This window comes from Mesorhizobium sp. 131-3-5 (assembly GCF_016756575.1).
Classification (GTDB): domain Bacteria; phylum Pseudomonadota; class Alphaproteobacteria; order Rhizobiales; family Rhizobiaceae; genus Mesorhizobium; species Mesorhizobium jarvisii.
The window spans coordinates 4065622-4091362 of sequence record NZ_AP023254.1; the positions used below are offsets into that span (position 1 = coordinate 4065622).

Annotated in this window: 23 protein-coding genes; 12 read left to right on the forward strand and 11 right to left on the reverse strand. The window is 63.0% G+C overall.

Features of this window, described 5'->3' with window-relative positions; translation table 11 throughout:
* Positions 1 to 3: 3 nt before the first annotated feature.
* Entirely contained in the window at positions 4 to 1332 is a 1329-nt protein-coding gene (locus JG747_RS19810; protein ID WP_202359868.1) for a DNA polymerase IV, read from the reverse strand.
* Positions 1333 to 1398: 66 nt separating this feature from the next.
* Here JG747_RS19810 and JG747_RS19815 point away from each other — a divergent pair, with 66 nt between their 5' ends.
* Together JG747_RS19815 and JG747_RS19820 are read left to right on the forward strand one after the other, a co-directional pair.
* Positions 1399 to 1986: a GNAT family N-acetyltransferase gene (locus tag JG747_RS19815; protein ID WP_019858404.1), complete on the forward strand. Its 588-nt coding sequence runs from the start codon at positions 1399 to 1401 to the stop codon at positions 1984 to 1986.
* A 93-nt stretch (positions 1987 to 2079) separates the two neighbouring features.
* Positions 2080 to 3642: a hypothetical protein gene (locus tag JG747_RS19820; protein ID WP_244748440.1), complete on the forward strand. Its 1563-nt coding sequence runs from the start codon at positions 2080 to 2082 to the stop codon at positions 3640 to 3642.
* A 65-nt stretch (positions 3643 to 3707) separates the two neighbouring features.
* Here the strand turns inward: JG747_RS19820 and JG747_RS19825 are convergent, their stop codons facing one another.
* Positions 3708 to 4361, reverse strand: coding sequence for a hypothetical protein (locus JG747_RS19825; RefSeq protein WP_019858401.1), 654 nt, complete (start codon positions 4359 to 4361; stop codon positions 3708 to 3710).
* Positions 4358 to 4657 (reverse strand): DUF3572 domain-containing protein, encoded by a 300-nt coding sequence (locus JG747_RS19830; RefSeq protein ID WP_027046883.1) that lies wholly within the window; start codon positions 4655 to 4657, stop codon positions 4358 to 4360. Before JG747_RS19830 ends, JG747_RS19825 begins: the two co-directional genes overlap by 4 nt.
* A 247-nt stretch (positions 4658 to 4904) precedes the next feature.
* On the opposite strand from JG747_RS19830, the gene JG747_RS19835 reads away from it, so the two are divergent.
* From JG747_RS19835 to JG747_RS19875, 9 genes are all read left to right on the forward strand, one after another.
* Positions 4905 to 5276, forward strand: coding sequence for a response regulator (locus tag JG747_RS19835; RefSeq protein ID WP_006334976.1), 372 nt, complete (start codon positions 4905 to 4907; stop codon positions 5274 to 5276).
* A 33-nt stretch (positions 5277 to 5309) separates the two neighbouring features.
* Positions 5310 to 6683, forward strand: coding sequence for a PleD family two-component system response regulator (locus JG747_RS19840; RefSeq protein WP_064984260.1), 1374 nt, complete (start codon positions 5310 to 5312; stop codon positions 6681 to 6683).
* A 513-nt stretch (positions 6684 to 7196) separates the two neighbouring features.
* Positions 7197 to 8663 (forward strand): FAD-dependent monooxygenase, encoded by a 1467-nt coding sequence (locus JG747_RS19845; RefSeq protein ID WP_202359870.1) that lies wholly within the window; start codon positions 7197 to 7199, stop codon positions 8661 to 8663.
* A 161-nt stretch (positions 8664 to 8824) separates the two neighbouring features.
* On the forward strand, positions 8825 to 9559 hold the full coding sequence (locus JG747_RS19850; protein WP_027046881.1) for a FadR/GntR family transcriptional regulator: 735 nt from the start codon (positions 8825 to 8827) through the stop codon (positions 9557 to 9559).
* Positions 9556 to 10743: a PLP-dependent transferase gene (locus tag JG747_RS19855; protein WP_069092257.1), complete on the forward strand. Its 1188-nt coding sequence runs from the start codon at positions 9556 to 9558 to the stop codon at positions 10741 to 10743. Before JG747_RS19850 ends, JG747_RS19855 begins: the two co-directional genes overlap by 4 nt.
* Before the next feature lie 29 nt (positions 10744 to 10772).
* The gene (locus JG747_RS19860; protein ID WP_038647038.1) at positions 10773 to 12050 is read left to right on the forward strand and encodes an ABC transporter substrate-binding protein; all 1278 of its coding nucleotides are present in this window, start codon (positions 10773 to 10775) and stop codon (positions 12048 to 12050) included.
* Positions 12051 to 12233: 183 nt separating this feature from the next.
* A complete protein-coding gene (locus JG747_RS19865; RefSeq protein ID WP_202359871.1) occupies positions 12234 to 13157 on the forward strand; it encodes a carbohydrate ABC transporter permease in 924 nt (307 codons plus the stop codon).
* Positions 13157 to 14005: a carbohydrate ABC transporter permease gene (locus JG747_RS19870; protein WP_038647036.1), complete on the forward strand. Its 849-nt coding sequence runs from the start codon at positions 13157 to 13159 to the stop codon at positions 14003 to 14005. The genes JG747_RS19865 and JG747_RS19870 overlap by 1 nt, the downstream gene beginning before the upstream one ends.
* A gap of 4 nt (positions 14006 to 14009) precedes the next feature.
* Positions 14010 to 15077, forward strand: a complete 1068-nt coding sequence (locus JG747_RS19875; RefSeq protein ID WP_019858390.1) for an ABC transporter ATP-binding protein — start codon at positions 14010 to 14012, stop codon at positions 15075 to 15077.
* A gap of 587 nt (positions 15078 to 15664) precedes the next feature.
* On the opposite strand, the gene rpmG is transcribed toward JG747_RS19875, so the two are convergent.
* The 8 genes from rpmG to JG747_RS19915 form a co-directional block, all read right to left on the reverse strand.
* Entirely contained in the window at positions 15665 to 15832 is a 168-nt protein-coding gene (gene rpmG, locus JG747_RS19880) for a 50S ribosomal protein L33 (RefSeq protein WP_006201775.1), read from the reverse strand.
* Positions 15833 to 15985: 153 nt separating this feature from the next.
* Positions 15986 to 16444: a hypothetical protein gene (locus tag JG747_RS19885; RefSeq protein ID WP_038647032.1), complete on the reverse strand. Its 459-nt coding sequence runs from the start codon at positions 16442 to 16444 to the stop codon at positions 15986 to 15988.
* A 111-nt stretch (positions 16445 to 16555) separates the two neighbouring features.
* Complete coding sequence (locus tag JG747_RS19890) at positions 16556 to 17734, reverse strand: MFS transporter (protein WP_010909702.1); 1179 nt, start codon at positions 17732 to 17734, stop codon at positions 16556 to 16558.
* Between the two features lie 78 nt (positions 17735 to 17812).
* Positions 17813 to 18553: an NUDIX hydrolase gene (locus JG747_RS19895; protein WP_038647029.1), complete on the reverse strand. Its 741-nt coding sequence runs from the start codon at positions 18551 to 18553 to the stop codon at positions 17813 to 17815.
* A 73-nt stretch (positions 18554 to 18626) separates the two neighbouring features.
* Positions 18627 to 19079 carry a DUF983 domain-containing protein gene (locus JG747_RS19900; RefSeq protein WP_019858386.1) on the reverse strand — a complete coding sequence of 151 codons (453 nt, stop codon included), beginning with the start codon at positions 19077 to 19079 and terminating at the stop codon, positions 18627 to 18629.
* Positions 19079 to 21385: a ribonuclease R gene (gene rnr, locus JG747_RS19905; protein ID WP_202359872.1), complete on the reverse strand. Its 2307-nt coding sequence runs from the start codon at positions 21383 to 21385 to the stop codon at positions 19079 to 19081. The genes JG747_RS19900 and rnr overlap by 1 nt, the downstream gene beginning before the upstream one ends.
* A 6-nt stretch (positions 21386 to 21391) precedes the next feature.
* On the reverse strand, positions 21392 to 24013 hold the full coding sequence (topA, locus tag JG747_RS19910; protein ID WP_202359873.1) for a type I DNA topoisomerase: 2622 nt from the start codon (positions 24011 to 24013) through the stop codon (positions 21392 to 21394).
* A gap of 367 nt (positions 24014 to 24380) precedes the next feature.
* Positions 24381 to 24758, reverse strand: a complete 378-nt coding sequence (locus JG747_RS19915) for a COG4315 family predicted lipoprotein (protein WP_019858382.1) — start codon at positions 24756 to 24758, stop codon at positions 24381 to 24383.
* A gap of 176 nt (positions 24759 to 24934) precedes the next feature.
* On the opposite strand from JG747_RS19915, the gene JG747_RS19920 reads away from it, so the two are divergent.
* Positions 24935 to 25681, forward strand: a complete 747-nt coding sequence (locus JG747_RS19920) for a cytochrome c biogenesis CcdA family protein (protein ID WP_019858381.1) — start codon at positions 24935 to 24937, stop codon at positions 25679 to 25681.
* Positions 25682 to 25741: the final 60 nt, after the last annotated feature.

Consider the following 25741-nt stretch of genomic DNA (forward strand, 5'->3'; position numbering starts at 1 on the left):
GGCTCAGTCTTCAAGCGGCTCCGGCGGATGGGCATCGCGTCCTTTGCCGAACGTATAGCCGGTTTCCACCGCCTTGCGGCCGAACTTGTCGCGCAGCGCATCGATGGCGCCCTCCGCCATGGCGCGCTTGCGCGACTGGACGTCGACCAGATCCGGTGGGTCGGCCTTGTCGTCGTCGGAGAGGTCGCTGACGCCGATGCCGAGCAATCGAAATTTCGTTCCGTCCGTTTCCTTGCGAAGAAGCTCCACCCCGGTCTGAAAGATACGGTCGGCGAGCCGGGTCGGGTCGCCGAGCTGGCGGTTGCGCGTGCGCAGCTTGAAATCCTGCGTCTTCAGCTTCAGCACCACGGTGCGTCCGGCAATGCCTGACTTTTTCAACCGCGCCGAGACCTTTTCCGAAAGCCCTCTCAGCACCGAGACCAGTTCGTCCAGCGACGCGATGTCGGTGTCGAAGGTGGTTTCGGCCGATACGCTCTTGGCGTCCTGGTCGGGGTCGACGCGGCGAACGTCCTCGCCACGCGAAAGCCGGTAAAGCCGGTCGCCCATCACGCCGTAGCGGCGCATCAGGTCGCCACGCTCCATCGTCTGAAGCTGGCCGATGGTGCGGATGCCGTCGCGTTCCAGCGTGGCGTTGAACGCCTTGCCGACGCCCCAGATCATGGTCACCGGCTGCGTCGCCAGGAAGCCGACTGCCTCGGCCTCGCCGATGACCGAAAAGCCGCGCGGCTTGCGGAAGTCCGACGCCATCTTGGCGAGGAACTTGCAATAGGATAGGCCCGCGGAAACGGTGATGCCGATCTCCTTCTCGACGGCCAGTGCGAAGCGCGCCAGCACCACGGCCGGCGGCAGGCCGTGCAGCCGTTCGGTGCCGGCGAGGTCGAGAAACGCCTCGTCGATCGAAAGCGGCTCGACCAGAGGCGTCAGCGCCTGCATCATGGCGCGCACCTCGCGGCCGACACGTACATATTTTTCCATGTTGGGCGGGATCACGACCGCCTCGGGGCAGGCCTCGAGCGCCTTGAACATCGGCATGGCGGAGCGCACGCCCCGGATGCGGGCGATGTAGCAAGCGGTGGAGACGACCCCGCGCTTGCCGCCGCCAATGATCAGCGGCTTGTCCTTGAGCGGCGGGTTGTCGCGCTTTTCGATCGCCGCATAGAAGGCGTCGCAATCGATATGTGCGAGATGCAGCCGGTAAAGCTCGGGATGACGGGCAAGGCGAGGGCTGCCGCAGCGCTCGCAGCGGCGCGTTTCACCGCGCTGAAACGTCAGGCAGTCACGGCAAAAACCGTAATCGGGATTGTTGACAGGGGCCGCCATCACTGCGAACATAAAGAGAACAGAGGCAATGGTACGACAGTGCAGGGTCAGCGACAAGCTTGGCCTGGGGAGAACCGTATGAGCACGACCATAGTACCGCTGGCGCCTGAGCTCTGGCCTGATTTCGAGGACCTTTTCGGCAAACAGGGCGCCTGTTACGGCTGCTGGTGCACGCATTTCCGGCTGGCGCCGGCGGCGCGGCGCGAGAGCAGCCGCGAACGCAACAAGGACCACATCAAGGCGCGCATCGAAGCCGGCCCGCCGCCCGGCCTGCTGGCCTTCGAGGATGGGAAGGCGGTTGGCTGGATGCAGATCGGACCGCGCGCCGACGTGCCCGAATGGAACAACAAGGGCAGGGGCTCGGCGCCGATTGATCCCGCCGACGCTTCCGATCCGGCCGTGTGGGCGATCTCCTGCTTTTTCATCCGCGCCAAGGCGCGGGGCCGGGGCATCACGCATCGCCTCGTCGAAGGCGGCATCGATTTCGCCCGCAGCAACGGCGCACGGCTTGTCGAGGCCTGCCCGATCGACCTGTCACGCGATTCGCGCTCGATCGGCCTGTTCGTCGGCTCGTCGGGGGTGTTCGAGAAAGCAGGGTTCGAGAGGCTGGTGGAACGCAAGGCGGGCCGCCCGCTGATGCGGCTGGTGCTGAAGCCGATTGCCTGACCGTCATCATCTTGCAGTTGTGATGGTATTTCCCTACCAGAAGCACGAAACGATTTTTGTCTTTCGATCGAACGGAGACTTCCCGTGAACCGTATGTTGCCAATTGCCTTTACCGCGCTTCTGCTCAGCGCGCCCGCCTTCGGCCAGACCGTCGACAGCAAGGGCGCGAAGCAATTGTCCGATGACCTGTCCCGCTATGTCGGCAAACAGGCGCTCGACAAGGGCATCCTGAAGGTTTCGGTCGAAGGCGACGCCTACAAGGTCACGTTGGACATCAAGGCGCTTGCCGCGACGTTTCCCGAGCAGGGAAAGGTGAAATTGGACTTCGCGCCCTACGCCGTGCTGGTGAAGCCGCGCAGCGACGGGACCTGGGATGTCTCGATGGATTTTTCGCAAAGCGGATCTTTCGAGTTCAACGGGCCCGAGGGGCTGCAAAGCACGCAGTTTTCGATCAAGGACGGCAAGGGTTCCGGCGTCTATGATCCCAATCTGGCGGCCTTCATCAGCGGCGCCAGTTCGTTGGCCGGCATGACGATGGCCTCGAAGGATGCCAAGCAGCAGATGGAGGCCAGCACGGGTGCCGGCACCGCGACGATCGCCGCCACCAAGGCTGCCAATGGCGGCGTCGATTTCACGATGTCGCAAAAAATTTCGAATTTCGCCGAGGCGATCAAACTGGAGGATCCCGAGAACGGGCTGAATTTCCCGGTCACCATCAAGTCGCCGGAATTGTCGGTAGAAGCCAGCGGCAAGGGCGTGCAGACGAGGCCGCTGCTCGACCTCCTGGCATTTGCCGTGGCCAATGAGGACGAGAAGACGCTGAAGGCAAACCAGGCGGAGCTCAAGTCGCTTCTGCGCGCAGCGCTTCCGGTGTGGGAGCGCATCGACGGCACCTATGGCTTCAAGGATTTCGCAGTCGACAGCCCGATTGGTACTTTCGGCGCAACCCAGCTCAGCACCGCGTTCGGCAGTGACGGCGTTTCTCAGAGCGGCAAGGTCACCTACGGCATCAAGGCATCGGGGCTGACCGTGCCGCAGCAGCTTTTGCCTAGCTGGAGCGTTGCGTTGCTGCCCACCGATATCGACCTGAACTTCGGCGGTGCCAATATCGATCTCGACAGCATGGCGAAGAAGGCGATCGAAGCCTTTGATCTCAATCAGGATCCGCCGCTGTCGGCCGAGTTTGGCGACCAGCTCAAGGCCGACTTCCTGGCCAAGGCGCCGAAGGTCGTCATCGGCCACAGCGTTGTGAAGAACAAGGACATGGAGATCGCGCTGGAAGGCGAGATGACGAGCTTCGGGCAGAAACCCGACGCAAATCTCACTGTCGATGTCGCCGGCTTCGACAAGATCATGGCGCATCTGCAGGAAGCGGCAAAGGCGGAGCCGGAGGTCGGGCAGTATGTGCCTGTCGCTCTCATGGTCAAGGGTTTTGCCAAGACGCTGCCGGACGGCCGGCTGGAATGGGCCGTCAGCACCAAGGCCGACGGCTCGGTCACCGTCAACGGCGTCATGCTGAAGCCCGCCGATCCGGCGGTGGACGACAGCGTCGGCGACGGTGACGGCGCGGACGACAGCAGCGGCGGCGACAATGGCGATGGCGCCAATGGTGGCGGCAGCGACAATGGCGGAGCCGGTGCGAAGCTGAATCCTTGAGGGTTCGGCTTTTCTGCAATTCCGGGAAAAGCGCATGGCGCTTTTCCTGAGATTGCGTCTGACGTTTAGAGCCCCAGCGCGCCGGCGATCCTCGGCCCGGCTTCGTGCCAGTCCTGGACGACGATGACATCGTCCGGGACCGGCGGCAGGAAGGCGCGCAGCGAATTGTCGGCCATCAGGTGGAAGAGACTGGCGTCGGCGACGGATTCGCGCACAGACGCCAGATTGTGCGGCTGGTCGTCGACGAAGACCACAGGCCGGCCACTCTTGCCGCGCAGCCTGGCCACTGCCGGTCCCTTGGCCATCTCGGTGGTCAGCAGCGGATAGCTCAGCCCGAGCGCGTCGAGATGCGCGCGGCGCACGGCACGATGCCGGTGCGGCATGGCCGTCAGCATTATGATTTCCGCGCGGTTGCCAAGCCTTGCCAAGGTTTCCGCGGCGCCGTCGGTTATGCTTTGCCAATCGGCCTGGGTGTCGAAGAAATCGCCCAGAAGTGCCGTCACTTCTGGCTGTTCGATCAGACGGCCGCTGGCCGTTTCGGCAATGTTGCCGGTCAGCCGGAAGGACGCCAGCGTCAGGCCATAGCCGCGCGACTTCAAGAAATGCGGGAAGGGGCGAATGAATTCGAGCACGACGTCGTCGACGTCGAGCACCAGCAGCGGCCGGTCGTCCGCTGACAGTTCCTCGATCTGGCGCGCGGTCTCGGGATCATCGCTCATATGGAAAGCTCGTGGTTGTCGTCGCCGAGCGGCAGTGCGCGCAACGCCTTGCCGACGGCGGCCGGCGGCGTACCGGTTTCCTCGGCAAAGCGCATCAGGGTCGGCTCATGGGCAAGGATAAACTGCAGCACGCCAGCCAAAAAGCCCGGCTCGCCGGCGGCCTTGCGGATCGAATGCGCCTCTATGCCGGTGATCGCCAGAAAGCGCGGCAACAGCTCCGGATCAGAGGCGACGAAGCCCAGCGCCTTCACGGCAATGGTTTCAGCCTCTTCGCGCATTGACGCCGCGTTTGCCATCACTACCTTCGGTACGTGGAATGAGTCTCTTCCGCAGTAATGGCAAGATTTGCTTGCGGCAAGCCTTTACAGCGCCGCGCGCCGTTTGGACGCGCAGCGAGGCGAGGTGGAATTCGCGCTGCTTTGCAGCCCGGAGGTTTCCGTTTCGTCAATCATATTGCCGTATAGTGAAGCAGGGTTTGGTGCGTTCAACCGGGAGCGCATGACGGCCACCTTCGAGCGGAAGGACGGCCGGGACGGGATGTCGATGCCTAAGAAGGTTATGATCGTCGAGGACAATGAGCTCAACATGAAGCTCTTTCGGGACCTCATCGAAGCGAGCGGTTACGAGACGGTGCGCACCCGCAATGGTCTGGAGGCGCTCGACCTGGCACGTCAGCACCGGCCGGATCTCATCCTTATGGACATCCAGCTGCCCGAGGTGTCGGGGCTGGAAGTGACCAAATGGCTGAAGGAAGATGACGATCTGCACGTCATTCCGGTCATCGCCGTGACCGCCTTCGCCATGAAAGGCGATGAGGAACGCATCCGCCAGGGCGGCTGCGAGGCCTATATTTCGAAGCCGATCTCGGTGCCTCGTTTCATCGAAACCATCAAATCTTACCTGGGCGATGCCTGATGTCCCTTTCCAGCCGAGCCGGAGCCTTGTGAAATGACCGCGCGGATCCTCGTCGTCGACGACATCCCTGCCAATGTGAGGCTGCTGGAGGTCCGGCTGCTGGCCGAATATTTCGAGGTGCTGACGGCCACCAACGGGCCTGACGCCATCGAGACCTGTGAAAACGGCAAGGTCGATGTCGTGCTGCTCGACGTGATGATGCCCGACATGGACGGGTTCGAGGTCTGCCGTAGGCTGAAGAGCGATCCCGCGACGTCGCACATCCCGGTGGTGATGATCACCGCGCTCGACCAGGTTTCCGACCGCGTGCGCGGGCTCGAGGCCGGCGCCGACGATTTCCTGACCAAGCCGGTTAACGACCTGCAGCTGATGACGCGGGTCAAGAGCCTGGTCCGGTTGAAGTCTCTCACAGACGAACTCAGGCTACGGGCCTCGACGACGCGCAATATCGGCATCGAAGAGCTGCTCAGCCGCAATTTCGCGTCCGAGGACACGGCGCCGAAAGTGCTGTTGATCGACGAGCGCAAATCGTCTGTCGAGCGCATCCAGAAAATGCTGCTCGACCGTGCCGACCTCGATGTTATCGGCGACCCGCATGCCGGGTTCTTTCAAGCCGCCGAGACGTCCTATGAATGCGTGATGATCGCGACGGCCTTCGCCGATTTCGATCCGCTGCGGCTCTGCTCACAATTGCGCTCGCTCGACCGCACCCGTTTCGTGCCGATCATCCTTTTGGCGGAAGAGGGCGAGGAGGAGCGTATCATCCGCGGTCTCGAACTCGGCATCAACGATTATCTGATGCGGCCGATCGACCAGCAGGAGCTGACGGCGCGGCTGCGCACCCAGGTGCGCCGCAAGCGCTACAACGACCAATTGCGCGCCAGTGTCACCCAGACCATCGAGATGGCGGTGACCGACGGCCTGACCGGGCTGCACAACCGCCGCTACCTCGACAGCCATCTGCAGACGCTGTTCGACCGCGCCGTGGCGCGGCGCCGGCCGCTGTCGGTGATGATCACCGATCTCGACCGTTTCAAGTCGATCAATGATGCGTATGGCCATGATGGCGGCGACGAGGTGCTGCGGGAATTCGCGCGGCGGCTGCGCAAGAATGTCAGGGGTATCGACCTTGCGTGCCGGTTCGGTGGCGAGGAGTTCGTCGTGGTGATGCCCGACACCGATGGCGCCGTTGCCGAGAAAGTGGCCGAACGCATCCGCGCCGAAATCGCCCAGAAGCCTTTCGCCATCGGCGCCGACGGCAAGACGATCGAGGTTACCGTCAGCGTCGGCGTGTCGTCGGTGCTGAAGGGCGTGGATACGGTGGCGGCGCTGATGAAGCGCGCCGATCTCGCGCTCTACGAAGCCAAGAGCGGTGGCCGCAACCGCGTTGTAGCCAAGGCGGCGTGAGCATCCGCGACCGATTCCACGGTCAATCCAACAAGGTTAGCTATTTACCTTAATCCAAGCGATTCGCGAGCCTTGGTTAAGAAACTGTTGATTTTCATAAGCTCTTGCGTAAATGTGAAGGCCAAGACGAAGCCGGCACGAGAGTAGACAACCGGCTCGATCCCTAGAAATACCCCATGATGCTCAGGTCCGCCGCATCTCCTGGGTCCGTGGGGTCGGCCGGCCGGCGCTGGCACATAGTGGCCTCCTCGTACCGCTGCCAAACGCCGACCGGCCCCCTTTCTCCAAACAGAACATCAGAACTTCGTGCCAAGGCACGAAGGACTCTGATTTTTTTGCCTGTGAGCAATCCGGGCTCCGTCTTCGATCCGCGGCTGTCGGCCAGCCAAAGCGACCCGCGCGGGAGAGCGCCCCTTCCATTCATACATATGGCGCACAAGGGGCTTGCGGCAAGACCCGGCTCCTCCCGTAAAAACCCCCGCAGATCAGGCGCGAAAACGGGAGTGGCGATCAATGATTTCAGAGCATGCGGTGGTGATCGCCGGGGGCGGCCCGTCAGGATTGATGCTGGCGGGGGAACTCGCGCTGGCAGGGATCGATGTGGCCATTGTCGAGCGGCGGCTGGACCAGCAGCTGATCGGGTTGCGCGCGGGCGGCCTGCACGCGCGTACCATCGAAATTCTCGATCAGCGCGGAATCGCCGACCGGTTTGTCTCGCAGGGGCAGAGCTTCCCGACCGTCGGCTTCCACATGATCCGTTTGGATATCAGCGACTTTCCCAGCCGGCACAACTACCTGCTGGCGCTGCGTCAAAACAACATAGAGCGGATATTGGCCGACTGGATCAACGAGTTGGGGGTGCCGATCCATCGCGGACAGGACGTCACTGGTTTCGCGCAGGAGGATGGCGGCGTCGACGTGGAGCTGTCCGGTGGCCAACGGTTGCGGGCGAAATACCTCGTCGGCTGCGACGGAGGGCGCAGCACGATCCGCAAGGCGGCGGGCATTGAGTTCCCCGGATGGGATCCGACGATGAGTTGGATGATCGCCGAGGTCGAAATGTCTGGGGAGCCGGCATTGGGCTTTCGCAGCGACGCCTACGGAATTCATGCGATAGGCAAGATCGAGGAAAGCGGCCGGGTGGGTGTCGTGTTGACCGAGAGGCAGTTGACCATCGGCGGCGAACCGACGCTGGCCGATCTCAGCGAGGCGCTTGTCGCAGTCTATGGCACGGATTACGGGGTCCACAATCCGACCTGGATCTCCCGCTTTACCGACGTGACACGGCAGGCCGCCGCCTACCGCGACAGACGTGTCCTGCTGGCCGGCGACGCCGCGCACATCCATCCTCCGATGGGCGGGCAGGGGCTCAACATCGGCGTGCAGGACGCGGTCAATCTGGGGTGGAAGCTGGCCCAGGTGGTCAAGCTGATATCACCGGAGAGCCTTCTCGACAGCTATCACACCGAGCGTCATCCGATCGCCGCTCGCGTCCTGCGCAACGCGAAGGCACAGGTTGCGCTTCGTCGTATTGATGCCAGCACCAAGGCATTGAACGACACTTTTGTCGAGCTGCTTGGCATGGATGAGCCGCGCAAACGGATCGCCGCGGAGATGTCCGGTCTGGGCATCCACTACGATCTCGGTGTGGGACATCCACTGCTTGGGCGGCGAATGCCCGACCTCGACCTGGCCACGGCCAGCGGTCCAGTGCGGGTCTTCCGCTTGCTTCATGACGCCCGGCCGGTGCTTCTCAACCTGGGCGAACCAGGCAGGCTGGACATTGCGCCCTGGGCGGATCGGGTCCGGCAGATCGAGGCTGGATATGACGGCCCCTGGGAGCTGCCGGTTCTCGGGACGGTCGCCGCGCCCGCCGCCGTTTTGATCCGGCCCGATGGCTATGTGGCCTGGGTTGGGGTCGGAACCCAACAGGGGTTGGCCGAGGCGCTGACCACCTGGTTCGGGCCGCCCGCCAGTTAGCGGATAAGATGGAGGCGGGTCCACGCAATGTCCTGAAGCGCATCGCGTGGCAGCTTGCGACAAGGCAAAAGCCGACAGTTCTCCTGACAATCGATTGACAGGAGGTTTTATCTGTGCAGAAATTGGTTGGACCATTGGACCACTTGAATTCAGGAGGATTTGTGGACCAGAACAGCCTGCCACCCATTCAGACGACGGCGCGCGATGACGCCGTGCTGAAGGCGTTGGTGGGTTTTGTTCGCGCCGAGGCCTTGCAACCCGGCGACCGGCTTCCGACCGAACGCATCCTGGCCGAGCGGCTGAAGGTCAGCCGCAACACGGTGCGCGAGGCGCTGACGCGGTGGGAGGGGCTTGGCCTGGTTGAGCGCCGGCAAGGCAGCGGCACCTACCTCAAGGCGGCTGTTTCGCCCGACATGCTGCACATGCCGCTGACGCTGGCAGGCGGCAACGACTTCACCAGCCTGATGCATACGCTTGAAATTCGCCGCGCGCTGGAAGCGGAGGCCGCGGCCCTTTGTGCCGAACGCGCGAGCCCCGCGGACATTGCCGAAATCAAGCGCAAGCTCGACATCATGGAGCAGGCCTTCCGCACCCGTGACGGCATGTCGTCGGAAGAGGACTGGGAGTTCCATCAGGCGATCTACCGGGTATCCGGCAATCCGCTGTTCGAGCAGATCATCGCCGCGATGCACGAACTGTTCCATCGCTTCTGGGAGCATCCGCTCGGCGTGCGCGATTTCGGCCACGCCAGCTTTCCCTATCACCGCACCATCTACGAATGCATTGCCGCGCGCGACCCGCAAGGCGCCCGTGCCGAGGCGCTCAAGCTGATCGCCACCGTCGAGGACGATCTCAAACGCGGTGCGGCCAAACTCAAACTTTCGAGCCAGACATGAACGAGCATCCGACCGGTTTCGATCACGACTATCTCGCCGAGGCGGCGACGCTTTTGGCGCATGACGAGCCGTTCCCGGGTGGCGCGGTGGTGCCGCCGATCTACCAGACCTCGCTGTTCACCTTCGCCAGCTATGCCGAAATGGCCGATACCTTTGCCGGCAAACGAAAGCAGCCGATCTATTCGCGCGGTGACAATCCGACGGTGATGGAGTTCGAGGCGCGCGTGGCCGCACTCGAGGGCGCCGAGGCCGCGCGCGGCTTTTCCAGCGGCATGGCGGCCATCAGCGCCACCGTGCTTGCCTTTGTCGGAGCGGGCGAGCGAATCGTGGCGGTGCGCAATTGCTACGGCGATGCCTACCGGCTGTTCGAGCGGCTTTTGCCGCGGCTCAACATCAAGGTCGACTATGTCGACGGCTCCGACCCGGATGCGGTGGCGGCGGCACTTCCGGGCGCCAAGCTGCTCTACCTGGAGAGCCCGACCTCGATGATCTTCGAACTCCAGGACATCGCGCATTTGACCCGGCTGGCGAAAGAGCAGGGCATCGTCACCACGATCGACAATTCCTGGGCAACGCCGGTGTTCCAGAAGCCGATCTCGCACGGCGTCGACCTGGTGCTGCATTCGGCCTCGAAATATCTCGGCGGCCACAGCGACACGGTCGCCGGCGTGGTGGCGGGCTCGGCCGCTCATATCAAGCATATCAACGAGCAGACCTATTCCTATCTCGGCGGCAAGCTGTCGCCATTCGAGGCCTGGTTGCTGCTGCGCGGCCTGCGCACGCTGCCGCTGCGCCTGCCGCACCACATGAAGAGCGGCCTCACCATCGCCGAACGGCTGAAGGCGCATGCCCATGTCGAGCGCGTCAACCATCCCGCCTATTCGAACCATCCCGGCAAGGCGACGTTGGCCGGCTATGCCGGACTGTTCTCCTTCGAGGTGACGGACGATATCGACATCCCGGTCTTTGTCGACGCGCTGAAATATTTCCGCATCGGCGTCAGCTGGGGCGGGCACGAAAGCCTGGTCGTGCCGGCCAAGGCGTCGCTGGAGCAGACGCCGGGACTGAATTCGATGGCGCGCTTCGGCGTCAGCCCCCGAACCATCCGCTTCAATGTCGGATTGGAAAGTGTCGAAGACCTCTGGGCCGACGTCGCTCAGGCCTTCGAAAAAGCCAGAAAATAACAAACGGGTTCAAAATGGGAGTCTTGAACATGAAAAAACTGACCGTCATGCTTGCCACCGTTGCGGGGCTGGCGATTTCCGCCGGGAGCGCGCTGGCCGATTCGACCCTGAAGATGGTCGAAGTCATCACCAGCCCGCCGCGCACCGAATTCCTGAAAAAGCAGATCGCCGAGTTCGAGGCCGCAAATCCCGGCGTCAAGGTCGAGCTGATCTCGCTGCCCTGGGGCCAGGCCTTCGAAAAGTTCCTGACCATGGTGCAGGCCGGCGACACGCCCGATGTGGTCGAGATGCCGGAACGCTGGATGGGCCTCTATGCCAACAATGCCCAGCTCGAGGATCTCGGTCCCTACATGGCCAAATGGGACGACGCCAAGACGCTGGGCGAGCGCGCCAAGCAGTTCGGCTCGACCGTCAACAACACCCAGTTCATGATCCCCTACGGCTACTATGTGAATGCGCTGTTCTGGAACAAGAAGCTGTTCAAGCAAGCCGGCCTCGACGGCCCGCCGGCGACGCTCGACGAGTTCGTCGCCGACTCCAAGAAGATCTCCGCCATTCCGGGCAAATACGGCTACTGCCTGCGCGGCGGACCCGGCGCCTTCAACGGCATGCACATGTTCATGAATATCGCCCAGGGCAAGGGCGGATACTTCAACGAGGACGGCACTTCGACCATCAATGAGGAGGGCTCGGTCAAGGGCCTACAGATGCTTGCCGACATGTACAAGGAAGGCCTGGCGCCGAAGGATGCGGTGAGCTGGGGCTTCAACGAAACCGTCACCGGTTTCTATTCCGGCACGTGCGCCATGCTCAACCAGGATCCGGACGCGCTGCTCGGCATCGCCGACAAGATGAGCGCCGACGACTTCGCCGTGGCACCACTGCCGGTCGGTCCGAGCGGCAAGTCCTATCCGACGCTCGGCTATGCCGGCTGGGCGATGTTCGCCAATTCGCAGCACAAGGACGATGCCTGGAAGCTGATGTCGACGCTTCTGTCGCCCAAGGACAATCTCGAATGGGCCAAGGAAGTCGGCGTGGTGCCGATCCACAACGGCGCCGACCAGGATCCGCATTTCAAGACCGAACAGTTCAAGGGCTGGTTCACCGAGCTCAGCGACACCTCCAAATATGAAATGGTGACGCCGCCGACGCATCTGGAAAACCTCGGCAATTTCGTCGACCAGGTGGCGATCAAGAATTTCCAGGAAGTGCTGCTTGGCCAAAAGACCGCGAAGGACGTCGCCGACCAGTGGGCCGCCTTCCTGACCAAGGAACAGCAGGACTGGCTGGCAAAGAACAAGAAATGATGCCTCCTCCTTCTCCCCGTTTTACGGGGAGAAGGTGTCACGAAGTAACGGATGAGGGGCGGCGCCATACGTCGACAGGTTCGCGCCGCCCTCATCTGCCTGCCTGCATCTTCTCCCCGCCGAACGGGAAGAAGGACGCTGTTTTGCCTCCTGGCACCCATCCTCCACCGTAGAGCCAAATCGATGAGCTACGCCGTGTCCGAAATCCGATCCGCCGGCAAGCCGCGACGAAAGCGGCTGTCGCACGCCGCCATCGAGCCCTGGCTCTATCTCAGTCCGGCGATCATCCTGCTGGTCGTGGTGCTTTTGGTGCCGCTGGTCATCGGCATCAGCTATTCCTTCCGCAAATTCTCGGCCTTCAAGTCGGAATATGTCGGGCTTGGCCAGTATCAGGCGATGCTGTCGGACCAGGTGCTGGGCCAGGCGCTGGTCAACACACTGTGGTGGACGGCTGCCAGCCTGTTCTTCCAGTTCTTCCTCGGCCTTGGCCTGGCGCTGCTGCTCGACAAGCCGTTCCGCGGCCGCAAGGCGGTGCAGGCGCTGGTGTTCCTGCCCTGGGCGGTGCCATCCTTCCTATCGGGCCTGACCTGGGCCTGGCTGTTCAATCCGATCATCGGGCCACTGCCGCACTGGTTGTTCGCGCTGGGGCTGAAGGCGGAACCGACCAATGTGCTCTCCGATCCTGCCACGGCGATGTGGGGGCCGATCGTCGCCAATGTCTGGTTCGGCATTCCGTTCTTCGCCATCACGCTGCTGGCGGCGCTGAAGTCCATCCCGTCGGAACTGCACGAGGCGGCGGCGATCGACGGCGCTTCGCCCTGGCAGCGCTTCACCAAGGTGACGCTGCCGTTCCTGGCGCCGACGATTGCCATCACTGTGATGCTGCGCACCATCTGGATCGCCACCTTCGCCGACCTCATCTTCGTCATGACCGAAGGCGGACCGGCCGGCTCGACCAACACGGTACCGGTCTACATCTATGTCAGCGCCTTCAAATCGCTGGACAAGGGCTATGCCTCGGCGGTGGCCGTGCTGCTGCTCGTCCTGCTGATTGCCTATGCGATCGCGCTGATCGGCATCCGCCGCTCCCTGGTGAGGCACGTCTGATGATCGCGGGACGCTCAACCTCACAACGGTTCTTCGGCGGCGTCGGTCTTTACGCGGCAATCGCAGCCTATGTGGTCTTCGCCCTGTTCCCGATCTACTGGACGCTGAAGATATCAGTCACGCCGGAACGGCTGCTCTATTCCGAAGGCATCACCTTCTGGCCGTCGCACATGACGCTGCAGAACTTCGTCACCGTGCTCGAGGCCACCGATTTCCCGCGCTATTTCCTCAATAGCGTCATCGTCTCGGTGTCGACGGCGGCCTTGGTGACAATCATCGCCACGCTTGCCGGCTACGCCATGTCGCGCTTCACCTTTCGCGGCAAGGCGGCGCTGGCCTTGATGCTGCTTTTGACCCAGACCTTCCCGCTGGTGATGGTCATTCCGCCGATCTACCGCGTGATGGGGCAGATCGGCCTGATCAACAGCCTGACGGGGCTGATCATCATCTACACCGCCTTCAACACCGCCTTCGCCACCTTCCTTATGCAGTCCTTCTTCGACGGCATCCCGAAGGATCTGGAAGAGGCCGCCATGATCGACGGCTGCACGCGTGCGCAGGCGATGCGCAAGGTGATCGTGCCGCTGACGCTGCCCGGCATGGGCGCGACGCTCGGCTTCGTCTTCACCGCCGCCTGGAGCGAGCTTTTGTTCGCACTGATGCTGATCTCCAGCGACGACCAGAAGACCTTCGCCGTCGGCCTGCTCACCTTCATCGGCAAGTTCGCCGTCGACTGGGGGCAGATGATGGCGGCGTCCATCCTGGCGCTGATCCCGGTCTGTATCTTCTTCGCCTTCCTGCAACGCTATCTCGTCACCGGCCTGACCGCCGGCGCCGTCAAAGGATAGATCGATGGCCTCTGTTACGCTCGAAAAAGTCCGCAAGGATTATGGCGCCGTCCGCGTCCTGCACGCGGTCGATCTTGAAATCGCCGACGGCGAGTTCGTCGTCCTGGTCGGGCCGTCCGGCTGCGGCAAGTCCACGCTTTTGCGCATGATCGCCGGGCTGGAGGAGGCTTCAGGCGGCGAGATCCGTATCGGCGAGCGGCTGGTCAATGATGTGGCACCCAAGGACCGCGATATCGCCATGGTGTTCCAGTCCTACGCGCTCTACCCGCACATGGATGTGTCGAAGAACATGGGCTTCAGCCTGCTCCTGAAGAAGGCGCAGAAGTCCACGATCGATGCAAGGGTGGATGGCGCAGCCAAGCGGCTCGGGCTCGACACGTTCCTGCAACGCTTGCCGCGGCAATTGTCGGGCGGCCAGCGCCAGCGCGTTGCCATGGGCCGCGCCATCGTGCGTGACCCCAAGGTGTTCCTGTTCGACGAGCCGCTGTCCAACCTCGACGCCAAGCTGCGCGTGCATATGCGTGCCGAAATCAAGGCGCTGCACCAGCAGTTGAAGACCACCTCGGTCTACGTCACCCACGACCAGATCGAAGCGATGACCATGGCCGACCGGATCGTCGTCATGCATGATGGGCTGATCCAGCAGGTCGGCGCGCCGCTCGATCTCTATGATCGGCCGGCCAACATGTTCGTTGCCGGTTTCATCGGTTCCCCGGGCATGAATTTCCTGCCGGCAACCGTGGAGAAGGCCGGAAAGGTGGACGCGGTGCTTTCCGATGGCCAGAAGCTGCGGCTGCCGGATGGCCTGCCGCTCAAGGATGGCGACGCGATCACCATCGGCCTGCGGCCCGAACATATAAGGCTGGCCGATGACGGCGCGCTGCGGGGCGAGGTGGTGGTGGTGGAGCCGCTCGGGCTTTCGACGCAGTTCTACGTCAAACTGGCTAACCAGCAGCTCTGCGTCTTTGCCATGGGGCGGGCCGGCGTGAAGCCCGGCGACACCGTGCGGCTGGCGGCCGATCCGGCGGCGCTGCATCTCTTCGATCCGAAAAGCGGCGATCGCATCGGCTGAAGGAGCTTTCGGGTGGGGTTGAGGGAACCCAGCCCGCAGCTTCGGCAGTCGGTGCGCTGCAATTGCCGGGGGCAGGTACGCTGCTTCACCAGATTTACGAGGCTCCGTCGCTTCGAAAGGAGAAGCGGGGTTTTTCGTGCCGCCAAACCCGCGTATCGTGCGGGCTATTTGTTGCGCTACTTCGGCGGCCGACTTCTCGGGAAAGGCACGATCGTCAGAGGCGACTTCTGAAATTCCGCAGCCGCTATTTCTTCGATCATCACATCTAGCCTGGCGCGGATCCTCTGACTTGTTTCGTCCTCGCCGCACAGGCGGTTTTGTGCGCATTCCAACAGCTCGCGCGCCGCTGCAAAATCGCTTTGCATCGCAACACCCACTAGCCAACCCAACGCCGCATCGTCCTCCCACTTAGTTTAGGGATTACTAATAGATGAATCGGCAATTTAAGGAATAGCGTCTCGTGGTTTAGCCATATTGGCTACCCGACGCGTTATGCTGGCCGTCACTTATCTTAACAAAAACAGTGACTTAGATACGAAAACGCCGCCCGATGGGCGGCGTTTTTGTTCGCAAAGGGAAAACCCAGATTACTTGATCTTGGTTTCCTTGAATTCGACGTGCTTCTTGGCGACCGGGTCGTACTTGCGGAACGACAGCTTGTCGGTCTTGGTACGGCTGTTCTTGCTGGTCACGTAGAAGAAACCGGTGTCGGCGGTCGACAGAAGCTTGATCTTGATGTTTGCGGCTTTGGCCATGGTATCAGTCCGTTTGTTCGTGGGGTTTTGGCCGCTGGAGCACGGGAAAACACCCGGACGCGGGAAACTTGGCGCGACACATAAAGAACGTGCCTGGAAAGTCAAGCCCGGCCGAGCTTTTCCGCCCTACTGGAACTGCCCCATGACCTCAAATCACGCGGTTTCTTTCTCCGGCGCCGCAATCTTTTTCCAGTCTCCAGTGGTGTTCCACCAGCGATTCGGATTGGCACGGTCGTCCAGCCCCTTGGAGCGGCTGGCGAGGATCGGCTGGATGCGGATCACCGGCTCCTGATAGGAATGGGCCTGGAAAATCGCCTCGACGACACGGCTGGCCAATGCCTGGTCATCAGGCAATTCGAATGACACCTCGACCGTGCCCGGGCGGCGGCGCAATTCGGTCTCGGCGCCGGCCGCGGCCCCTTCAAGCGGCCTGTAACGCTCGATGCCGTGCGCCGACTGATAGGCGTTGCGGTCATATTTGCCCATCGCCAGCGGGGCGATCGCAACCACCGCGTCCATGATCCGGTCGATATCCGCCGCCGGTGCCTGGAAGGTCACAAGCAGCAGAAGCGTCATTCGCAGGGATGTGGTTTCAAAGCCGCTGTCGATCATGGGAGTGTCCTCAACTACCGATGTTTTAGGGACACTCTTTTACCGCGCGGCTGCTGACATGGTTCTGTCAGCAGCCTGCCGCGTGCGGGAACAGAATCGCTATCCCCGACGCTACAAAAGGATCTTGCGTACCAGCCTGAAGCAGACCAGGGCGATGTAGGCGCCGAAGAAGAGGCCAAGCGACCAGCCGAAGCCGGAAGGCCCGAAACTGTCCATGCCGATGCCGATCGCCTGTGGGCCAAGCACCATGCCGACACCGTAGCACAGCACGAAGGCCGCGTTGGCCGACGCCAGTTCGTGGCCGGAGAGCTGCGAACCGAGATGGGCGAGGCCGATCGTATACATGGCCGCGACGACACCGCCCCAGACGAACAAAAGCGCTGCCATCAAGTGCCAGTTCGCCGCAAAGAAGGGCATGAACAGCGTGCCGGCAAGGCCAACCGTGGCGCAGGCGAGCAGCAGATAGCGCCGGTCCGAAACGCGGTCGCTGATCATGCCGATCGGGATCTGCAGGAGCACATTGCCCAACCCGATCATGGTCAGCAGCAATGCGGCGTCGGCTTCGGAATAGCCGATGCGGTTGCCATAGACCGGGAACAGCGCGAAGCCGCCGGTCTCGACCGCGCCGAACACCAGCACGGCAAACGTCGCGGTCGGCACCAGCCAGATGTAGCGCAGGAAATTGCTGGTTTCGCCATCGGCGACGATGGAGGGGCTTTCGTTGCGCGCGGCCAGCACCGGTATCGCGGCCAGTGTCACCAGAGCGATGATGACGCCGAACGGCCTGAAGCCGGAGCTGCCGAGATGCGCGAACAGCCATGGTCCGGCGGCAAAACCGAGCGACAGGACGGTGGCGTAGATGCCAAGAACAAGGCCGCGCCGGTGCGGCGGTGCCGATGTGCTGATCCAGAATTCCGACAGGATGAACAGCACCGTCAACGCGATATGCAGCACGATGCGCAGCGGGAACCACATCCAGAAATTGGGCGCGAAATGGAAGCCGACGAAGGCCAGCGCGCCGGTGGCGATCATGGCGATCATCGTCCAGGCGACGCCAAAGCGCATGGCGAGCGGCGTCGCCAGCGGCGCGCCGGCGATCGAGGCCAGGCCGGCGACGGCGGTGTTGAGGCCGATCATCGAAGCCGAGTGGCCGCGCGTTTCCAGGATGACGCTGAGCAGTGGCATGCCGAGGCCAATGGCGATGCCGACGACGCTGATCGACGAGATCGCCGCCACCATTGGCAGCCAGTGTACGCGTTCGTCGCCCTGTGGTTGGGTATCGACCGTCATGGGATGCTGAATACTCTGTCTCGTTGATCTTACGCAATTCCGGACGGAAAACCGCGTCACACTCTTCCTGGAATTGCCCTACAGAAGTTCGCGGGTGAAGCGGTTGCGGACAAGCCGGTAGAACGGCACGGGGCCGCCCGGACGCAGCAGCGGATCATGGGCGAGGCGCTTTTCCAGCTCGTCCAGGATCATTCGGGTGATGTCGGGTATGTCGGCTTCCCTAGCCTTGGCAAGCGGCAGCCAGACCAGTTCCTCGAGTTCATTGGTCGGGCCGCCCCCTGGCAGTTCAACGGCGACGTCGCTGCGCCAGGCGCTGAAAAAACGCGTATCGAAGCGACGCACCCGGTTGGGCGGAGTGATAGCGCGCGCGATGAAGCGCAGCGTTTCGAGCGAAGGCCTTACGCCGTGTTCGACAAAACCTTGCCAGTCGCGCTTGTCGGTGGCAAAGGCGGCCCTCTCGCCGATGAGCAAACCGGCTTCCTCATAGGTCTCGCGGATTGCCGACAAGGCGACAGCGCGGGCTCGGGCGGCACTGGTGCGGCCGGGGCCTGCGAGCAGCTTCGCTTCCTCGTCGCGATGCAATGCGGTGGCCGTCGCGATGCGGCTGTCGGCCGGATCGGTGCGGCCGCCGGGAAACACGAATTTTCCGGGCATGAAGGCGTGGCCGGCGTGACGGCGCCCCATCAGCACCAGCACCTCATCGCCCTTGCGGTCGAGAAGAATCAGGGTCGCGGCATCGCGCGGACGCAGGGGCCGGCCGCCATGTGCGGCAAGACCCTTGTCGAGCTTGTCGACATCCGCCTTGGTCATTGCTTCCATGCGCAGGGACCTAGCGGAAACTTCTTGCATGCGAAAGTGGCCTTAGCGATTGGCGTGTTGCGCCAGCGGCGCATCAGGCGCCGTGGTGGGAGCTCGCCCCATCCTTTTCGCCACCGAATCCGTGCATATAGAACGCCCATTGCAGTCCGATGACGGCGCCTTTGACAGGCTGCAGCAGGGCAACCGACAAGATGATGGTCAAGGGCACCCAGATGAGGATGTGCTGCCAGGTGGACAGCGTCGATGTCGCTTCGACGCCCATGAAGGCACCGAGAACGATGTGGCCGACGATGACGATGACCAGGTAGGCCGGTAGGTCGTCGGCGCGATGGTGGTGGATTTCCTCGCCACAGACACTGCAGGTCTCGACAGTCTTGGTGAAACCGCGAAACAGCTTGCCTTCGCCGCAGTTCGGGCAGCGGCCCAAAAGGCCGCGCTTCATCGCCGTCCACAAGGGGCGGGCAACCCGGCCCGTGTGATGTTCACCGCCGAAAACCTGTTCTTGTATCCCTAATTCCTTTGGCATTATCGTCTCCTGCCGCGCGAACCTGGTCGCGATTGCGACGCACGGGCGCGGCCCTTGGCCTTGTGGAACGACCTGGTGGAGCCTGGCAGGGGCTTCGGGTCGGTCAGCATCTCGAAGCGCATGGCGCCGGCCATCGGTGCCACCTCGACGAGCCGGACCTCGACATGGTCCGCGAGCTGGTAGCCTTTGCCCGTGCGTTCTCCGAAGAGCGAGCGAGCGGTTTCGTCGTATATATAGTAATCGCCGCCCAGAGTTGACACGGGGATGAAGCCATCGGCGCCATATTGCGGCAATTGGACAAATAGTCCTGATTTGGTGACGCCGGAGATGCGGGCGTCGAACCGGTCGTCGATGCGTTCGGCGAGATAGGCTGCAATCAGCCGGTCGACCGTGTCGCGCTCGGCCGCCATGGCACGCCGTTCCGTGCCGGAGATCAGGATCGCAACGTCTTCGAGACGAACTGCTTCGTCCTGTGTCAGTCCTCCCGGACCGAGGCCGAGTGCGGCAATAAGCCCGCGATGCACGATCAGATCGGCATAGCGGCGGATCGGCGAGGTAAAATGGGCGTAGCGCCTCAGGTTGAGGCCGAAATGGCCGATATTCCCGGGCGAATATTCGGCCTGGCTCTGCGAGCGCAGCACCACTTCGTTGACCAGTGCCTCATTGTCGGCGCCGCGCACGCGCTCGAGAATGCCGTTGAACTGGCTGGGCCGCATCTGCGCGCCGCGCGCCAGCGACAGGCCGAGCGTCTGCAGGAATTCGCGCAGCGATTCCTGCTTGGCGAGCGACGGCGCGTCGTGCACGCGGTAGACCAGCGCCTGCTTCTTCGCCTCCAGCGTCTCTGCGGCGGCGACATTGGCCTGGATCATGAATTCTTCGATGAGCTTATGGGCATCGAGGCGTTCCGGCACGATGACACGGTCGACCGTGCCATCCGGCTTGAGCATGATCTTACGCTCCGGCAGGTCGAGTTCGAGCGGCTGGCGGCCGGCGCGACCGCGCTTGAGGATCGCATAGGCATCCCAGAGCGGCTTCAGCACCGTGTCGAGGATCGGGCCGGTCTTGTCGTCGGGCACGCCGTCGATAGCCGTCTGCGCCTGCGGATAGGCGAGCTTCGCCGCCGACTTCATCATGATGCGGTGGAACGAGTGCCGGATCTTGTGGCCATCGGCGGAGAAGGTCATGCGCACGGCCAGCGCCGGGCGATCCTGGCCCTCGCGCAGCGAACAGAGGTCGTTCGAGATGCGCTCGGGCAGCATCGGCACGACGCGATCCGGGAAATAGACCGAATTGCCGCGCTTCAAGGCCTCGCGGTCCAGCGCCGTGCCATAGCGGACATAGGCTGCGACGTCGGCGATCGCCACGGTGGCGATCACGCCGCCCGGGTTTTTTTCGTCGGGATCGGGCGTCGCGAAGACCGCGTCGTCATGGTCCTTCGCGTCGGCCGGATCGATGGTGATCAGTGGCAGGTCGCGCCAGTCCTCACGGTGATCCAGCGTCGCCGGCTTGACGGCTTCGGATTCGGCGATGACATCGGCCGGGAAGATGTGCGGGATGTCGTGGGCGTGGATGGCGATCATCGAGACCGCTTTTTCGCTGGTCAGCGAGCCCAGCACATTGAGCACCTTGGCTCTCGGCAGCCCGTAGCGGGAAGCCCGCGCCGGCTCGACCTCGACCAGATCGCCATTCTCAGCGCCGTTCTGGAATTCCTTGTCGACGATCAGTTCGGGCTGGCGCCGTTCCACCGGTTCGATGCGGAAGGTGCCGTCCTTAAGCACGCGGAAGACGCCGAGGACGGCATCGGTGCGCTTCTCGAAGATCTTCATCACCCGGCCGGTGTAAGCGGGGCCGGACGGATCATCGGTCGGGAAGGTCTTGGCCAGGACGCGGTCGCCGATGCCTGGCGCCGGACCGTTGCCACTGCGCGAAACGCGGATCGAGACGACAGGTGGCTCGCCGGTGCTTACGGACTCCGCCGGGTGGGCCAGCAAAATGCCGTCGCCGTCACGGCCAAAGATGTCGAGCACGGCGACATGGGGCAGGGCGCCGACGCGGGCCAGCCGCTTGCGCTCCTTGGTGAGCACGCCTTCATCCTGCAAGTCGCGCAAAATATCTTTCAGCCAGATGCGGTCGTCGCCACGCAGCGCGAAAGCCTTGGCGATGTCGCGTTTTCCGGCACGATCGGGATTTTCGGCGATATAGCGCAGGATTTCGTCGCGCGAAGGCCGGTAGTCGTCCTTGACCTTGGCCCTCGTGTCGGCGGTGCGCGGATCGCCGTGGCTCCGTCCGGTGATCCTGCGCGCCACGCCGTCCTACCCTTTTTTCTTCGCCGCCGGCTTCTTGGCGGCTGTTTTCTTGGCTGCGGGCGCCTTGGCGGCTGCCGCCTTGCGGAACGGCTTCTTGCCGCCGCCGCCCTTGGCTTCCTTCTCGGCAATCAGCGCCAACGCATCCTCGATGGTCACCGATTGCGGATCCTTGCCCTTGGGCAGCGTGGCGTTGACCTTGCCGAAATTGACGTAAGGCCCGTATTTGCCGTCGCGCACGACGATCTTGCCGCCACCGTCCGGATGGTCGCCAAGCTCCTTCAGGGCCGCCGGCGTGCCGCCATTACGGCCGCCCTTGCCCTTCGACTGCTTCTCGGCAATCACCGTGACGGCGCGGTTGAGGCCGATCGAGAACACATCCTCGATGCTGTCGAGATTGGCATAGGTGCCATCATGCAGCACGAACGGGCCGTAGCGGCCGAGCCCGGCCGAGATCATCTTGGACGTTTCAGGATGCTTGCCGATATCGCGCGGCAGCGCCAGCAACGCCAATGCTTTCTCATGGTCGATGGTCTCGGGCGTCCAACCCTTGGGCAGGCTCGAGCGCTTGGCGTCCTTACCGTCGCCGCGCTGGAGGTAGGGGCCGAAGCGACCCGAGCGCAGGGTGATTTCCTCGGCCGTGTAGGGATCCTTGCCGAGCACCTTGGTGCCGTCATCCCCGCCGCCATTCTCGCCATTCGGATTGGCGGCGTCGCCGAGCTGGCGGGTGAAGGAGCATTCGGGATAGTTCGAGCAGCCGACGAAGGCGCCGAACTTGCCGAGCTTCAGCGAGAGGTTGCCGGTGCCGCATTTCGGGCAGATGCGCGGGTTCGAGCCGTCTTCGCGCGCGGGGAACACCAGCGGCGCCAGTTCCTCGTTCAGTGCATCGAGCACGTCGGTGACGCGCAGTTCCTTGATGTCGGCGACGGCGCCGGAAAAATCCTTCCAGAAATCGCGCAGCACGTCCTTCCAGGCGAGCTTGCCGTCGGAAATCTCGTCGAGCTTTTCCTCCAGCGATGCCGTGAAGTCATATTCAACGTAGCGCTCGAAGAAGCTTTCGAGGAAAGCGGACAACAGGCGGCCCTTGGCCTGCGGCACCAGCCGGCGCTTGTCGATCGTGACATAGTCGCGGTCCTCGAGCGTCTTCAGGATTGCCGTATAGGTCGAAGGCCGGCCGATGCCGAGTTCTTCCAGCTTCTTGATCAGCGTGGCCTCGGAATAGCGCGGCGGCGGCTCGGTCGTGTGCTGGGTGGCGTTGATCGCCTGGCGGGCAAGCTGCTCGCCGGCGCGGATTTCCGGCAGACGGCGGTTTTCCTCGTCCTCCGCGTCGTCGTCCTTCTGATCGGTGTAGGCGGCGATGAAGCCGTCGAAGCGAACGACCGAACCGACAGCGCGAAGCTCGGCGGTGCGTGCACCGTTGACAGCCTCGATCTCGACTGTCGTGCGCTCGATCTCGGCCGGCTGCATCTGGCTGGCGATGGCGCGCTTCCAGATCAGCTCATAGAGCCGCATCTGGTCGAAATCGAGATATTGCCGAACCGATGCCGGGGTGCGCATGAAATCCGTCGGACGGATTGCCTCGTGCGCTTCCTGGGCATTCTTGGCCTTGGTCGTGTAGAAACGCGGCTTTTCCGGCAGATATTTCGGGCCGAATTCCTTGGCAATGGCGTCGCGGGCAGCGTCGATCGCCTCGGGCGCCATCTGGACGCCGTCGGTTCGCATATAGGTGATCAGGCCGGTCGTTTCGCCGCCGATCTCCATGCCTTCATAGAGCCGTTGCGCCACCTGCATGGTGCGGGTGGCGGAGAAACCGAGGCCCGATGAAGCGGCCTGCTGCAGCGTCGATGTGGTGAAGGGCGGGCCAGGGTTGCGCTTGGTCGGCTTGGCTTCCACCGACAACGCCTTGAAGGTCGCGCCCTCGAGCATCGCCTTGATGTCGTCGGCCTGCGCTTTGTTGGCAATGTCGAGCTTTTGCAGCTTCTTGCGCTCGAAGGCGGTCAGCCGCGCTTCGAAAGTCTCGTTTCGCGGCGTGCCGAGGATGGCGGCGATCTGCCAATATTCCTCGCGGATGAAGCGTTCGATCTCGGATTCACGGTCGCAGACTAGGCGCAAGGCCACGGACTGGACGCGGCCGGCCGAGCGGGCGCCGGGCAGTTTGCGCCACAGCACCGGCGACAGCGTGAAGCCGACGAGATAGTCCAGCGCCCGGCGGGCAAGATAGGCATCGACCAGCGGCGCGTCGATCTGGCGCGGATTGGCCATGGCCTCCAGCACCGACGATTTGGTGATGGCGTTGAAGACGACGCGGCTGACCGGCTTGTCCTTCAGCGCACGCTTCTGCTTCAACACTTCCAGCACATGCCAGGAAATGGCCTCGCCTTCGCGATCCGGGTCGGTGGCGAGGATCAGGCCGTCGGCATCCTTGACCGCCTTGGCGATGTCGGCGAGCCGCTTGCCCGAGGCGGTGTCGACCGCCCAGGACATGGCGAAGTCTTCATCCGGGCGCACCGAGCCGTCCTTGGCCGGCAAATCGCGGACATGGCCGAACGAGGCCAGAACCTTATAGTTCTTGCCGAGGTATTTGTTGATAGTCTTCGCCTTGGCCGGCGATTCGACGACGACGACGTCCATGAGGTCTCATATCAGCTGTGATGCGGCAGAAGAATTCCGCTGCGCGCGACGAAATCTCGTTCTATTTGCCGCTCACATGGCCGCGCTTTTGCATCCGGTCAAGGGGAAGCGCCCAAATTGCGGAGCTGTCCGCAGCAATACACTCTTAGAGTGTATGGAGAAAATCACAGATTTTGGCTTGGAGGGATGACGTCCCCCGCTCGGTGCAAACGGCCCGATTCATTTTTCGCCGAGTCGCGGAGAAGGTGGCTTGCGTACGATGCCGGGACGACGAGGGGAAGGCCGCCTGACGCTGGCCGCCGGCTGCATGGAGGAATGCCCGGCGACCAGCCTTGTCCCGCCGGCAGGCGGGCAATGGTATCGAGGATCAATCGGCTTTGGCGGTATGCCAGACGCCAGCGACGCCATCGCCGCTCACATCTCCGGCTTTCTTGTCCTTGATGAATGTGTAAAGCGGCTTCCCGTCATAGGCCCACATCTTGGTGCCGTCGGTACGGTCGACGATTGTCCATCCTTCCGAAGTCTTCGCGCCGGCCTCCGCCTTCAGCGGTGGCCAGTTGGCGGCACATTTGTCGTAGCAGTTCGACTTGCCTTTCTCATCCTTGTCATAGGTATAGAGCGTCATACCCTTGGCATCGGTGAAGATCTTGGTGCCGCCTACATCGGCCTCCTTCCAGGCGTCGGCGGCAAAGGATGCGGCGGTGCTGAGAAGCAGCGCGGCCAGCCCTATGGTTATGGTTTTCATGGAAATCTCCCTGGCTGATATTGGAGACGCGCGGGAAATCGCGGCCTCTTTGATATCAACGTCGCATGCCGGCGCTTTCGTCCCCATGTCCGTATGCCGCTGAATTCCACACAATGGTGATTGGCAGACATGCCCGGCCGTCGCTATATCCGCCGGGGAGCGTTTGGAGTTTTGGAATGGCATTGGACATCGGCTATGTCAGCGCCGTCGGGGCGGGAGCCATCTCGTTCCTGTCGCCTTGCGTGCTGCCGCTGGTGCCGCCCTATCTCTGCTACATGGCAGGCGTGTCGGTCGACGATTTTCGCGGCAATGCCGGTGTCACGGCCCGCGAAGGCACACGCGGCGCGCTGCTCTATTCCTCGATCGCCTTCGTGCTCGGCTTCTCGACGGTGTTCGTGGCACTCGGCGCCGGCGCCTCGACCATCGGCCGGCTGTTGCGCGTCTGGCAGGAGCCGCTGGCGATGGGCGCTGGCGTGCTGATCATCCTTATGGGCCTGAATTTCCTCGGCATATTGCGCATTCCGCTGCTGTCGCGCGAGGCGCGCTTCCAGTCGCAAGGCAAGCCGGCCAGTGCCGTCGCCGCCTATGTCATGGGGCTGGCCTTCGCCTTCGGCTGGACGCCCTGTATCGGTCCGGTGCTGGGGCCGATCCTGACGCTGGCCGGCGGGCGCGAAACGGTGGGAGAGGGCGCGCTGCTGCTCGCCGCATATTCGCTCGGGCTGGGCATCCCCTTCCTGATCGCGGCGCTATTTTCCGGCGCCTTCATGCGCTTCCTCGGCAAATTCCGCGTCCATCTCGGCCGCGTCGAAAAGGCGATCGGCGCGCTGCTGGTGGTCGCCGGCGTGTTTTTCCTCACCGGCGGCGTGCAGACCGTGTCCTACTGGCTGCTGGAGAATTTCCCGGTGCTGGGCCGGCTGGGGTAGATCGCCAATGCCGCTATTGCTGTTAGGATCGAGCTGTGGACTAGCTGATTAAGAGTCGGC